The sequence below is a fragment of the Ruegeria sp. CDSA236 genome, assembly GCF_059611285.1.
The window spans coordinates 52,291-65,116 of record NZ_JBXWPG010000010.1 but is presented as its reverse complement, the minus strand read 5'-3'; the positions used below and the strand labels follow the sequence as shown (position 1 = coordinate 65,116).

At 53.1% G+C, this 12,826-nt stretch carries 10 protein-coding genes and 1 pseudogene; 6 read left to right on the top strand and 5 right to left on the bottom strand.

Annotated elements, in window-relative coordinates; genetic code table 11:
* Positions 1–89: 89 nt before the first annotated feature.
* The 3 genes from AC2FLB_RS15555 (at position 90) to AC2FLB_RS15545 (ending at position 3,408) form a co-directional block, all read left to right on the top strand.
* On the top strand, positions 90–1,163 hold the full coding sequence (locus tag AC2FLB_RS15555; RefSeq protein ID WP_496692145.1) for an AraC family transcriptional regulator: 1,074 nt from the start codon (positions 90–92) through the stop codon (positions 1,161–1,163).
* 68 nt (positions 1,164–1,231) lie between these two features.
* Positions 1,232–1,978, top strand: coding sequence for a porin family protein (locus AC2FLB_RS15550; RefSeq protein WP_496692144.1), 747 nt, complete (start codon positions 1,232–1,234; stop codon positions 1,976–1,978).
* Between the two features lie 95 nt (positions 1,979–2,073).
* Complete coding sequence (locus AC2FLB_RS15545) at positions 2,074–3,408, top strand: alpha/beta hydrolase (RefSeq protein ID WP_496709593.1); 1,335 nt, start codon at positions 2,074–2,076, stop codon at positions 3,406–3,408.
* A 530-nt stretch (positions 3,409–3,938) separates the two neighbouring features.
* Here the strand turns inward: AC2FLB_RS15545 and AC2FLB_RS15540 are convergent.
* The 3 genes from AC2FLB_RS15540 to AC2FLB_RS15530 all read right to left on the bottom strand — a co-directional run bounded on the left by AC2FLB_RS15540 (position 3,939) and on the right by AC2FLB_RS15530 (position 7,186).
* The gene (locus tag AC2FLB_RS15540) at positions 3,939–4,829 is read right to left on the bottom strand and encodes a DUF2950 family protein (RefSeq protein WP_496709592.1); all 891 of its coding nucleotides are present in this window, start codon (positions 4,827–4,829) and stop codon (positions 3,939–3,941) included.
* 1 nt (position 4,830) lies between these two features.
* A complete protein-coding gene (locus AC2FLB_RS15535; RefSeq protein ID WP_142639955.1) occupies positions 4,831–6,159 on the bottom strand; it encodes a DUF3300 domain-containing protein in 1,329 nt (442 codons plus the stop codon).
* 190 nt (positions 6,160–6,349) lie between these two features.
* Positions 6,350–7,186: an amino acid ABC transporter substrate-binding protein gene (locus tag AC2FLB_RS15530; protein ID WP_496709591.1), complete on the bottom strand. Its 837-nt coding sequence runs from the start codon at positions 7,184–7,186 to the stop codon at positions 6,350–6,352.
* A 369-nt stretch (positions 7,187–7,555) separates the two neighbouring features.
* On the opposite strand from AC2FLB_RS15530, the gene AC2FLB_RS15525 reads away from it, so the two are divergent.
* The 3 genes and pseudogenes from AC2FLB_RS15525 to AC2FLB_RS15515 all read left to right on the top strand — a co-directional run bounded on the left by AC2FLB_RS15525 (position 7,556) and on the right by AC2FLB_RS15515 (position 10,498).
* Positions 7,556–8,428 carry a hypothetical protein gene (locus tag AC2FLB_RS15525; RefSeq protein ID WP_496709590.1) on the top strand — a complete coding sequence of 291 codons (873 nt, stop codon included), beginning with the start codon at positions 7,556–7,558 and terminating at the stop codon, positions 8,426–8,428.
* The gene (locus tag AC2FLB_RS15520) at positions 8,425–9,189 is read left to right on the top strand and encodes a hypothetical protein (RefSeq protein ID WP_142639961.1); all 765 of its coding nucleotides are present in this window, start codon (positions 8,425–8,427) and stop codon (positions 9,187–9,189) included. The genes AC2FLB_RS15525 and AC2FLB_RS15520 overlap by 4 nt, the downstream gene beginning before the upstream one ends.
* Before the next feature lie 101 nt (positions 9,190–9,290).
* Positions 9,291–10,498: pseudogene (locus AC2FLB_RS15515) on the top strand (DUF3604 domain-containing protein).
* Between the two features lie 370 nt (positions 10,499–10,868).
* Here AC2FLB_RS15515 and AC2FLB_RS15510 read toward each other — a convergent pair.
* Both AC2FLB_RS15510 and AC2FLB_RS15505 read right to left on the bottom strand, forming a co-directional pair.
* Positions 10,869–11,801, bottom strand: coding sequence for a DMT family transporter (locus tag AC2FLB_RS15510; RefSeq protein WP_496709589.1), 933 nt, complete (start codon positions 11,799–11,801; stop codon positions 10,869–10,871).
* 131 nt (positions 11,802–11,932) lie between these two features.
* Complete coding sequence (locus AC2FLB_RS15505; RefSeq protein ID WP_496709588.1) at positions 11,933–12,691, bottom strand: alpha/beta fold hydrolase; 759 nt, start codon at positions 12,689–12,691, stop codon at positions 11,933–11,935.
* Positions 12,692–12,826 lie beyond the last annotated feature (135 nt).

Here is a 12,826-nt window from a genome sequence, read left to right as displayed (position 1 = left end):
TGGCTTTGACACAGGTCAGGGACGCCGAGCTGCGCCGGACTATGTTTGGAGTGCTCAAAATTTTCATTGTAGTACGTGTAGGATGTAGGATGACGGGCCAGGACGGGAACGCTCAGCACAGGACACCGCCACTTGCGCGCGGGCGGGTTCTCTTACCGCTGTTGGTGGCTTATCGGGAATCCGGTCGATCCGTAGAAGACCTCCTTGCAGGGTTCGATCTTGCGTTTTCAGAGTTGAGCGCCCCAAATTGCTTCATTCCACACGATACGATCTACGCCGTGTTCGAAGCCGTCGCGCAAAACACATCACCAGATTTTCCAGCACTGGTTGGCCAGACTTCAGATCCGACCGTTTCATCCCCATTTGGGCAGGCCTTTCGGACCGCCAATTCCCTGGCTGATTTCATCGGCAGGTTCTGCGTTCATGCAGGCAACAATACAAATGCGGTCACGATGACACTAGATGTCTCTGGAGATTACGCGGTGCTTTCTGCTAAGCGCAGGTTCACGCCGCACTGCTCTCCAGCCTATATGGATGCGTTTCAGATCAGCCGGTGGGCCACGTTACTGCATGAAACCGCTGGTCAGAATTGGGAAGCGAACAAGGTTCTTGTTCGGGTGAACCGTCCTGATCTGCTCCCGTCATACTTCTATGGTATCAGGGCAGTAGGTGCGGGCCCAGACGGGTATTCCTTCCGCTTCCCAAGCCCCTGGCTTCTGCATGATTTGGTTAACCGAACCGCCGCTGATGGCATTCCGGCAGGCCAGGACGACAAAAACCCGGTACCAACAGACTTACTGAGTTCGCTCCAGAGCGTTGCCAACTCAATGGTTGGGCGAAATGACTTTTCAGTTACGGCGCTTGCCAGGGCATGCGGTGCTCGTGGTGCTGTTCTCAATCGCCGACTTGCGGCTTATGGGACATCATTGTCGCGCATAGTCATCGAAGCCAAATGCGACCGTGCTAAACACCTGCTTTCCAGGTCTGAGACGTCAGTGGGCGATATCGCCGACCAGCTAGGGTATTCTGACGCAACCGCTATGACACGGGCATTCAAGAAATGGACGGGACAAACACCTTCCGATTTTCGCATCCACGAACTGAATCGCCACGAGGCATCTGTTCCGATACTCGACCCGGTCGAATGCGATTGTGAAGCGTAACAGGAATAAGGCGCAACATACTTTTGCCGCGCTTCAAACTCGGGATAGGTAGAAAAGGGGAGCAGGCCATGGAGTGGATACAAAAACGAGGCATCGTCGGCAGCTTTCTAGTTGCGGCGACGACGCTCCTCGGCGGATCAGAAGTTGTGGCACAGGATACCGATTGGGGCTTTTACGGCAGCTTCTACATGTACGGCGCAGACACCAAGACAACCATTGGCTCGCTGGAGTCGGAGCTGAGCTTCAGTGATGCGGTTAAAAACCTTGATCTGGCATTCATGGGTACACTTGAGGCGCGAAATGGCCGATGGTCGTTGATCGCGGATTACATGCGCACAGACCTGTCCTTTGACGGTGATACCCCCGGCCCGGTGTTCAGCGGCGCTGAAACCAGTCTGCAGACTCAGTTCTTCAGTGGGTATGCCGCTTACACAGCCTATCAGGCCCAAAACCTGGCAGTGGATTTAGGGGGCGGGTTTCGTTGGTTTGCGACAAGCAGTACAATCACTCTGGTCGGTGGGCCCACCCCGCCGCCAAGTGCAAAGACCAGCGATGATTGGTTAGACCCTCTGATCGCGGCCCGTATCCGGTATCAGATCAATGACCGGTGGTCGGCCGTAGCCTTGGCCGACTATGGTGGGTTTCGCTCAGACCGCGAAACGGCGCAGTTCATAGCGACGGTAGGTTATGCCATCACCCCAAAGTGGAATCTGCGTGCAGGCTATCGCTACATCATGGTCGACAAAGGTGAAGGTCAAGACAGGTTCAAGCTTTCACAATCGGGGCCCGTGTTGGGTGTGACTTACAGCTTCTGAGTACCGGCATGATGCGAAAGATGGCGACACCAAACACAAACAGATCGGGGATCCTTGAGTTGCGCCGGGACGTAAGCGGTGATGCCCACAGGCGTGTGACCGACAATAAGAGCCGAGGTCGAACAATCTGGCGCAAACATTTGACGAAAGGAACAAGCAGGCGACTGATTGCTCCGGCTCTGCATTTGGCAATCGCGTGTTCTTGCTGTGCACTCGCCGCTTGCGGAGCAAATATCTATGACGAAGTTGAGTTGATGCCCTCGCCAACGGTCTACGCCGAGGCCGCCTTTGACCCTTTCGTTGATATCACTGCCGAAAATTTCAATCAGCGCTCGCAGCTGTTCTACGCGACGGATCGAATGCCTGCAGTTCCGGGCGACCCACAAGCCTTTTACAATAATGAACGCGGTCACCTCCTGCGCACCGGTATCACCAACGTGCAGATCGATCCCCGACTGGATTCATGGGAAGATCTTCGCCGCATCACTATGACGAGCCGACGAGCAACGGATTACAATCTCAGCGTCTCTCACGTCCAAGAGATTGGCGTCATGCCATTTAGTGTCACGCGTTATCTTGAAGACCCTCCGTCACAACAAGATATGGAGGCGGTCGGTCGTCGTTTTGCCGAGAAGATTGAGGATCAACTTGCATCCTCTCGCAACAAAGACATCTTCATCTACATCCATGGCTACAACGTCGATTTTGATTACTCGACGCTTGTTTCCAAAGAGTTACAGCATTTTCTGGGCTATCAGGACGCATTCATCAGCTACAACTGGCCTGCAACACCCCATCGGCTCGCGTATTTTCGTGATCAAGAATCCGCGTTGTCGACGCGCCGCAACCTTCGATCCCTTATCGAATACCTGTCAAAGCAAACAAGCACGCGCCGCATTCATCTCATAGGATACAGCGCAGGTTCGAGACTCGCATTTGAAACAGCTTACCAGATTGCACTTCGGTCGAGCCCTAAACCGCGGCTGGGGCATTTGATTCTGATCAGTAGCGACCTTGATCGCAGCTACTTTTTACAGGCGATTGAAGACGGCCTGCTTGATGCGGTTTCAGATGTGACACTTTATCAGTCGCAGACCGATTCAGCGCTCGCCATGTCGCGGTTCGTTTTCGGACGGGACCGTCTGGGTCAGGTTTCTGACGAAGCAATAAACGCATCGATCTTCCAGAATCAACTGTCAGAGATCGGTTCCCTGCACATCATCGATGTGACCAGGGCTGAAGAGACCAGTGCAGGAAATGGTCATTGGTATTTCCGGTCTTCACCGTGGGCCAGCAGTGACTTGTTCCTTACTCTGCTTACAGACCGGCCCCCTCAGGCGCGTGGACTTGTTCGCGCCACAGGCGAAGCAGTCTGGAGTTTTCCGTCGAATTATCCGCTGGTACTAAAGCATTATCGTATGAGCAACTGAGTTTGACCAACGCAAGTTCAAAGTCGATCACGGATTCCTCACGTGGCACAAACGTTGGACGGAACCCCGACTACTTTGTTTCAATGCATGCCGCATCTATCGAAGCCAATATTCGCTGCATCGCAGGAGGTTGGAGAAGAAGGGCTCACAACGGAGTTCGGATGTTTTGCAAGATCCGTGCTCATTATGACCCGTCGCCTGGCTGAACCAGCCCAATCCAGACCTTCGCCCGATATTGGCGATGCTGCAGCGTGGCCCGTCAGAGAAGACATTCGCTGCAGAAGCAATGCTGCACGGCGCACGGAGGTCTGGAGTGCGGGACAATGCGGCCATTCGGTCAAACCATAGCGGGCAAATTGGGTCGAATTGAATCAAGGGCAATTATTTCATCGATTAATTAGATTTCCCAAAATCGATCCTTCCCGAACCATTGCCACTTAAGTCGAGAATTGCATTCAATCTACACCTGCACGCGGCAACAAAGCGGTCAAACCAAAGCCCGGCAACAAAGCGTCGCCGCCAATCTAAATTTACTCGGCTGGTGACCAATTTGGGCCGGGATCATAGGTCGATATCTCAGCTGTTATTTCAAGCGTATCCGGCCCAAAGTCCGCTTCGAACACGGTGCCGTTTTCACCCACGAGAAAAGAATGGATACCCGTTTCTCCGTAGTCCGCAGGCACCGCAATCAAGGCGTGACCCGCCACGAACCGATCGCCGACAAAATAGGAATAGGCACCACCCGGAGCATTTGGTCCCTGCCCCTGCAAAATTGCGAAGTAGTAACCGAGGAAAGGTTCGGGTTCGAAATCATCCGCACCGTCGCTCCACCCCGAGGCGGTGGCTCGGGCAAGGGCTTCACCGACAAAACTGTCTTCTTCTGGCCAGAAGAGGCCGTTTCGTGCGCCGGGATCCGATATGATCGTTTGGGCAAATTCCATGACGCCATCGCCATTGTGATCCACAAGACGAAACGCCGCCTGAAGATCAACATAGGCCTCAAGCGTTTCGATTACTTCCAATTCATTCAGTCCGATTTCACGGGCGGAAAGCTCCTCTACCCCGGCTTCTAAATCAAACTTCCAACCATTCTCAGCTTTCAGAATTGGGATCGGAAAGGGCCAACTATCTTCGCCAAGCAGAAGAAAAACCCCATCATCCTCGGGCTGAAAGCGGTATCCTTCAGCATACATGCCAAGCACTTCCCGCCTTCTTTGCTGATCTTCCACCGGATCACCCGTTCCGATTAGATCTTCTGCCTCTGGTCCGAAAATCTCGAGCAGCTTGTTCTGATCATCGGCCCTTAACGCTTCGACAAAAGCGTCCAGCGCGGTTTGCGGAGTTTCGAACAGGGCACCGTCGGAAAACGCCGGTCCTGTAGCCACTGCGATCACTAAAATAGAAAAAACCGATTTACGCATGTTACCGCCTCCCCTTGCCTTTGGCAGCATGTCCCCGTTTGGACGCCTTGTGAGCTTTGCCGCCTGAAGATTTTTTCTTCATAGCCTTACCTTTGGACGCAGCGGGTTTTTGCTGAGCCGTGGCCTTTTTTACCTGAGGTTTCTTAGCTGCTTGCGGTTTCTTTTTGACAGGCTTCTTCGCCGCATCTGGCCGTTTCGTCCGATCGATGGCCTGCTGCTTGGCAGCAGCCTTGTCCCGATCAACGTTACCGCGATTCACCTGCGGCAAGGACTTGCCCCCACTACCTCGATTGGCCAGAGCACCGCTCGCGATAGCCCCCGCCCCTGCACCAGCTGCAACTGCTGCCGCGCCTCCCCTGCTAATGTCTGCAGCACCGGATTCACGGCTCAGTTTTGCGCGGAGTTCGTCCGTGCGACCCTCGGGGCGGTTGACAGGCAGGTCGCCGCGACCACCTTCCGGCCTTTTGTGATCAGCGATCTTGTCCCGGGCTTCCTTTTTTCGGTCAGGATCGGGTTTCCATCCGATATCAGTTCGGTCACCAAGATCTATATCGTTACCGATATTGACGTTGCCGTCGACGTCTATGTCGATGTCCGGGTTTCTGTATATCGGGCCACCGCCCCATCCGCCGCAATTCCGGCACCCCCAATAGTCATACCAGTCGTCGTCATCGTCGAAAATCTCGTCGATCAGCGCCACGGTACCAAATGTCAGCAAGGCCGCGCCCACTACGTCCCCGGTCGACGGGCCGGTATAGACAGTCTCGGGATTATATTGCGGGACGTACACTGTTTCGGGTTGTGTCGGAGTAATTACAACCGTTTCTTCATCAGATACCTCGACAGTTTGCTCGGGCCCGGAAACAAGAGCTCCGCTGTCAATTGCCTGATCCCGCATTACCTGCACCGCATCCAGTACATCGTCGGACTGGGCCAGCATGGCGGTGCCGACTGTCTCGGTCCAATCGATGTGGGTGGCCATTTGACCGACGACTTCGGGGAACGCCGTGGCCAATACACTTACAGACGGATCCCAGCCCATAGCTTCGATTTCCGGCTCGAGCTCTACGGGGTCGCGGTCGGCGTTATCCAACAAATATCGTTCTGCCTTAACAATCTCCAGTGGCTGAGTGGCCGCAACAAATATCTGTATGAGTAGAGTGTCGGGAAAAAGAGCCACCGGGGCGACCAAAGTTTGCAACTCAGCATCAGATAGAAGATCGGATGAAGTCTCAGACGTAACTTCCGTTGCAACAGTATCGGACGCCTCTTGTGCAAACAGGGCGTTAGATGCGCTTAAACTGAGAGCAAATATTATATATCTAAACATATTGCGATCCTTCAATTTATCGAAGGATCGCCTAAGACCGTGATTCTGGCAACTGGCCTGCCAAATGGAGGATCATTTAGTAAAATACGGTCATTGGTCAAGCTGGCTTGAGCCGTCAATTTACTTACAAGGCCAGCTTCTATTGCGCAGGGCGATTAACTCCCGACAAAACTGTTTTGCGCGACAAGCTTCAGGGATTAATGGGGGCGAAAACGTACAGAGCTTTTAGTGCTTCGCTCGGCTCCACCCCCGGCAAAGCGAGACGAAATATCTCTTCCATTGTGCCCTGAGCATACATTTCTGACAGAATACTATCGACAACGAGTCGAAAGTTATCGTCACCCCTCGCGATGGCCAATCCTTGCTTTTCTATCGTCAGTATTTCCTGGGATAGTTTGAATTTGCCCTTTAGTCCCGCAGCAATGTAGTTGACCAGCAAAATCGACTGATCTGCAAAATAGGCGTCAATTTCACCGTCTCGAAGTGCTTTGATACCGTCTGGGTGTGAAGCGAACCGCACCATTTCTGCGTCGATACCTGCAGCTTCAAATGAATTCAGAACGGACGCTTCTGTTGTTGTGCTGCTTCTCATTCCAACCTTCTTTCCCGCGAGTGCACCCATGGTGCCCTCAGCCTCGATTGGTAACAATATGGACGTGCCATCGACATAAGTTGGAATTGAGAAATCAACAATTTCGCGTCGGGAAAGTGTAATCGACGCTGCCCCGCAGAGCATATCCACCTCTCCGGAAGCTACTTTGTCGAAACGATCCTTAGAGTCGACCGGAATGAACTGAACATTCAAATCCTTCAATTCCAGTTTCTGCGCAATTACCTTCGCTACATGATCGCAAATCAACGGTGACAGACCAAACGGGCGACCTTGGTCGTTAATGTAAGACAACGGAGCAGCATCTGTTCGAAAACCAAATCGGATTTCGTTGTTTTTTGTTATCCTGTCGATTGTTTGGGCAACCGCGCCGGTTGTGAATAGAACCGTCACAATAAGTATAGAAAGCAAGCGCATGGTTTTTCCCTCTTTAGTGGCGTAACACCCTTGTGGAGGTGAAAAGCACCCTGTGTCGAGAGTAAAACACATTGTGTCGCCTAGGAGTCGGTTTGTTGATGAGAGGTGCTGGCATGGTGACGAATCGAAAGCATACCCTCGCAATATTGGCAGATGCCCGAATGCATCTGCTCCTTCTCAGGGCTTAACGCGAGAGAAAAGTCTTGTGGGCAGAGCTTATGCTCGAAGTTTCAAAGGACCCGCGTCAACTGCAAGTCGTTGCGACAACACAACACCGCACCAGTATATTTTCGTGGTGCAAACTGTTGACCTTCGCCGTGACGCTGTACGGTAGGGTTGATATTCAACGGTGAGGTTGAGCGAAGGGTAATGGGAATAGAACTACAACCGAGTTTGGCGGAACTTGGGGCGCGTAAAACCGTACCTTTTGCCTTTGTGTGTTTGCTGTTCTTCGCATCCTGTGCAACCACGAACCCAGAACTTTTGAAGTCCGAGTTGAACGCTCGACCCAGTGCACAGAATGCGTCGCCAAGCGACTACGCCGGGGAAGTTCAATTTAGCATCTCAAACAAGATTCCCGCTCGTGGGAAAAACCTACCTTACACATTTAACGCGGGCATCAGCAGTGCGACGTCAACGCGCCTAGGTTTCCGGGGGCTCTTAGATCTGCGAGAAATCCAAGTCCAAGCGCAAGCGCTTCTGTCGGGTACTCTGGAACAAAGTTGCTCTTTGAATGTTGACTTTGAACTCGACGACGCCCGCGCCAGCGGTGATCTCATTGAACTCGTAGGCTCAGTGGACGTCGAGCTTTATCGTTGTCGAAACGAAGAATCCGAGGGAACCAACGGGCGTGGAGTTCGCTTTATCTCGACGACTGTTGGGATCGCCGCAGCGGCACGCGCCAATGTTCAAGATCAATGCGTTCACTTTGATCTTGCCGACGTCGTGCTTCAACCTACTGGGTTTGTCGGCGGGTTGGTTAACCTAATTGGCCTCACGGAGCGTGTCGAGGAGGTCGTTCTCACCAAGGCAAAGGAGTTCACCGAAGAGAATGTGATTTGTCCGGAGATGCCTTCGGAGCTTTCTTCGTTGAATCCGGTTCTCGACGCCGGCGGTACACGAGAAATTGGTGACGGTGGCATCGGTGTTGCGTTGAGCGGCTCAATCGACACCAGTGCGATGACGATGATGGAACTCCTGGCGGTTATGCAATCTCGCGGTATTGTTGGGGGGGCAGGATGATGGATCGGATCTTTCTTCTGATACTAGCTACTGCCGGGCTTTTCGGATCCGCGCTGCTGGCTGAAGAGGTTACCTTCGAAGCAAACGGGGACGTCAAGCTAGGAGATCGTGAGTTTCCCGTTGATCTGGCATTGAGACTAAAAGATGTGAACGCGACAAGGATCTCAATCGAAAGTGTCATAGACCTACGCCGAGCAAACGAAATACTTGTAGAGGAACTCAAACGAGCCGCGTTTGTAGATGTCTGCAACGCACTGATCGGCGTGACCGAAGCAACGGCCCGTGCCGACGATACAGTGATTTCGCTAAGTGGGAGGATCGAAGCAGAGCTTTTCCGATGCGAAAGCCGCAGCGGCGGTGGATCTATACGCGGCGAGAACACTTTCGCTGGTGGTTTGACGGTGGGTGCTTCCGCTTCGGCCGAATTCAAAGATGACTGCCTTTTTTTCCGTTTGGATGACCTGAGACTTGCTCCGGATCAACTCACCGAGTCGTCCGATGCAAAGGGTAATGTCGAAAAGGTTCGGCAGGTATTCATCGAGACCGCGAACGCAATACTTCAAAGAAACCCGGTATGCCCAGAACTACCTCCCGAACTTGTCTCTCTCTCGCCAACTTACGACGCCGGTGGCACACGGGAGTTAGGGGAAGGTGGCGTCGGACTGTTCTTCCGAGGTTCAATCGAAACGAGTACTGAGGCGATTATTGACATCCTTCAGGTACTCCAGTCGAAGAAGGTGCTTCCACCTCCGCCCCGCTGAACCTAGTCAACGGTTAGTGCGGCAGATAGAATTTAATTATTTCGAAGAACAGGAACGAGTCGTAGAAATATGCATTTAACGTAGCATCATTCGTGCAATAGATGAGGTCGAAAATGATCCGTTTAGCATCTGTTCTTACCATTTTTCTTGCTTTTTGCGCCCATGCCGAGGACATCCCGAGCACTCAACGCGGCGACAGGCAGTATTCACCTTATCCACGGCAGAGCTTTCCCAATCAGGTCTTTTTTGGCGACACTCATTTGCATACGTCCGACTCTGCAGATGCCGGTATGATCGACAATGTGCTAGGCCCTGAAGAAGCGTACCGCTTTGCCAAGGACGAGGTGGTGATATCCAGCACCGGTGTCGAAGCTAGGCTGCGCTGACCATTGGACTTTTTGGTGGTTGCCGATCACGCTGAGAACTTGGGTCTCGCGCCGCTGTTGGCACCGAAAGACGCCACGCTTCTCATGACTGAGTTTGGGCAACAACTTAACGCTGCCGTTGAACCCACTGCGGACCCGATCCGTTTCGAAGAAGTCGTGGGCGGCATCGGTGGCGACGAGAAGGTTGCCCAATATGCATGGCAATCTTCGGCGTCGGGAATGGCGGCAGTTTGGGCAAGAGAAAACACACGCGAGGCCATTTGGCACGCTCTTGCTCGGAAAGAAGTCTACACAACCACAGGTCCGCGCATGCGCGTTCGCGTTTTTGCCGGATACGATTTTGAAGATACGGACCTGCCGCGTGCAGATTTTGCCGCGTATGGATATGAAGGAGGCGTCCCGATGGAGCCAATCTAGACCGCATTCAAATCGTCAAAGGGTGGTTAAATAGCGACGGGACAACTTCGGAACGCGTTTACGATATATCTTGCGGCGGGCGCGAACTAGTGAACGCGAAGTGTGGCGGACCCGTTGGCGGCACGGTTGACGTTGAGAGCGCTACTTGGACAAACGATATTGGTCAGGCAATTCTATCCGGGTATTGGGAAGACCCCGATTACGATCCGGAACAAAGCTCTTTCTACTATCCCAGAGTGTTGGCAATACCAACGCCACGTTGGACAACATACGATGCCAAAGTGCTCGGAACCGAGATCCCTGACGAAGCCCCACGGTCGATACAAGAGAGGCATATACATCGTCAATCTGGCACACACCTTAGGGACGATTTTTATAAGGCTGAAACCAGAATTTACTTGGTCCGCTTTGGGCTCATACCAGACCCCGGTGCCGTTGCAGAAAGGGCTCCTGCCCCACCTATAACTGATCATGCGGACAGCCCATTCCGAACCTTCACGCCATAATCTCCATGCTGCGGCGCGGCCCGTCGAACCTGCCGTTCGCTGCGAGCGCAAAATCAAAGGCTGCTTGAACTCGCAAAGTGCGGGACGAAGTTGCCCTTCGCCTGTCTAGGATCAAAGACCGCAAGCGGCCCAGAGCCGACATCCCTCAGCCAACTTACATGCTGCGGTCGCAGCCCGCATTACTGCCCTTCGCCGCGAGTGCAAAGCCAGAAGGCCATTATGCTCACAGATCGCGGACTTTGCAGCCATTCGGTTGCCCCTGCTGAATGTCCGCTACTCAAAAATAGACCCGACGCTTGGCCTGGTCAGTTGGTGACGACGGGGATCGTCACTCCGTAATGTGGTGGTCAAAGGTATTCCAGAAAGCGCCTCATTCAGCTTGTTGGGGCTTGCGTTTTGTGAAGCGGGAGAAAAGCCGCCCATCTGTTACAGCAAAGCCAAGAGCAATGATGGCGAACCCGACCCAAGCTTCCGGCTCCATCTTTTCACCAAGGAACGTGACACCAAGACCGATAGCGAACGGTGGGATCAGCAGCGTAACCAAAAGAAGATTGGCGGCTCCGGCGCGCGCAAGGATTGCGAAATAAAGTACATAGGCCAGCGCTGTTGATAGAGCGGCCATCCCAAGAAGCGCAGCCCATACGCCAGAAGACAGAGCCAAGTTTGGAGGGCCATCCATCACGAGAACAATCGGGATCATAAGCACTGTACTGCTGATCAGCATGCCAAGTGCGTTCACAAGTGGTGGTTGGCCTGAAAGAGCAGTTCTACCCCAGACACCGGCAAAAGCATACGAGAGCGTCGCCCCAAGGATAGCCAACTGCGCCAAATTACTCGGATTGAACTCAGTCAATGCACTTGGTCCCATAATGAAGGCCACCCCTAAAATACCCAGGGCGGCACCTGCTATTTTCTTCGGAGTCAGCGGCTCATCCTTTAGAAGCAAGCCAGCCACGACCGCTGCAAACATTGCCGTCGTTGCGTTGAGTATTGAAGCCAACCCGCTGTCGATTTGCGTTTGCCCCCAGAAGATCAGCGAGAACGGAATAGCGTTATTGAGCGCTCCCATAACGAGATAAGCGCCCCATACCCGAGGGGCACGTGGAACTCTCAATCCTTTGAATAGGACGATGAGTGCCAGTATTGGGACAGCCCAGATCACCCTATGCAGCGTTATTGTCAGCGGGGGCACTTCAGTCAGTGCGACCTCGCCAAAGAAGAAGGACCCGCCCCAAACAGCAGCGAGCAGAAGCAGCATGACGCTGGCTGTAAAATCCATTGCTGGCATGGGTTGGTTTGTCATGTCTTCTGGTTCCGTCACTAACTATCACCTAACGGATTAGCTGACGTGCCCCCGACACCGCGACCCGTTTCTTGCGGAAAGCCAAAACAATGCCAACTCTCATCTATCCAATTGTGAACGGCTGCATTCGCCTATCGGCGGAGTGCCTCAGCAATCATTTCTGCAAGCCTTTCGGGCTGATCAACGCTCGCCCAGTGTGTGGCATTATCGAGAACGATCCGATCCATCTTGTTTTCTTCTAACCAACGGACGGTGCTATCCGGACAGTTATCAGGGTTGTAGAGATAAATCACATTTGCCGCTTTCTGCAAAAATTCGCCGGGCACGCAGCTTGCTGAAAAACGCCGTGCGTCGGTGCCGAGTTGCCACAGCGCCAGAGTATCAGCCTTCGAAACTTCATTACGATACCGTCGGATGATTGGTGCCGTTTTCGCCATTTCATCAAGCCGCTCAAGAAAAGCTGCACGAAACGCAACCGGATCACTGTAGTCCGCGGCAGCTCCAGAAAAATAGGCATCCTCAGCGGTGATATTACCCTCTAGAGAAATAATGGTTGTCAAAGGACAGTCGGCCCTTTTGGCGGCCAGGGAGGCTATGATTGAAGCAACCGAATGAGCGACAATGATCTCAGCTCCGTGCTTGATCGCTTTGTCGGCGACGGTTTGTGCAAGTGCTTCAAGAGTTGTTGCCTTTGCCAGAGGCTGAGCGCCAAACCCCGGAAGATTGATGGGTAGCAAACGATAGCTATTGGCGAGGTGGGTGTCAGCCAAACCTTCAAACATGCTCGCATTGCCACCAAAGCCTGCAGCACAGAGAATGGTGGGTCTTTCATCGTTCATTTGACTGGGGTGTTTGGTCATTTCGGCTTCCAGAGCATCGTTTGCAGACATTAACACTGCTCCGCAGCATTCGACAATTCGAGCTCGTTACGGTCATCGACAGGCAGTACAACTTCACCTTTTTCAGACGAAAACCTGACCGTCGCGCACGGCCCGAAGGAGACATTCATCGTAAGTGCCGCCGCA

What these genes read in the sequence shown, in the direction of transcription:
- AC2FLB_RS15555 (WP_496692145.1), top strand. Translation starts at nt 90, where the DNA reads ATGACGGGCCAGGACGGGAACGCTCAGCACAGGACACCGCCACTTGCG.
- AC2FLB_RS15550 (WP_496692144.1), top strand. Translation starts at nt 1,232, where the DNA reads ATGGAGTGGATACAAAAACGAGGCATCGTCGGCAGCTTTCTAGTTGCG.
- AC2FLB_RS15540 (WP_496709592.1), bottom strand. Translation starts at nt 4,829, where the DNA reads ATGCGTAAATCGGTTTTTTCTATTTTAGTGATCGCAGTGGCTACAGGA.
- AC2FLB_RS15535 (WP_142639955.1), bottom strand. Translation starts at nt 6,159, where the DNA reads ATGTTTAGATATATAATATTTGCTCTCAGTTTAAGCGCATCTAACGCC.
- AC2FLB_RS15530 (WP_496709591.1), bottom strand. Translation starts at nt 7,186, where the DNA reads ATGCGCTTGCTTTCTATACTTATTGTGACGGTTCTATTCACAACCGGC.
- AC2FLB_RS15525 (WP_496709590.1), top strand. Translation starts at nt 7,556, where the DNA reads ATGGGAATAGAACTACAACCGAGTTTGGCGGAACTTGGGGCGCGTAAA.
- AC2FLB_RS15520 (WP_142639961.1), top strand. Translation starts at nt 8,425, where the DNA reads ATGATGGATCGGATCTTTCTTCTGATACTAGCTACTGCCGGGCTTTTC.
- AC2FLB_RS15510 (WP_496709589.1), bottom strand. Translation starts at nt 11,801, where the DNA reads ATGACAAACCAACCCATGCCAGCAATGGATTTTACAGCCAGCGTCATG.
- AC2FLB_RS15505 (WP_496709588.1), bottom strand. Translation starts at nt 12,691, where the DNA reads ATGTCTGCAAACGATGCTCTGGAAGCCGAAATGACCAAACACCCCAGT.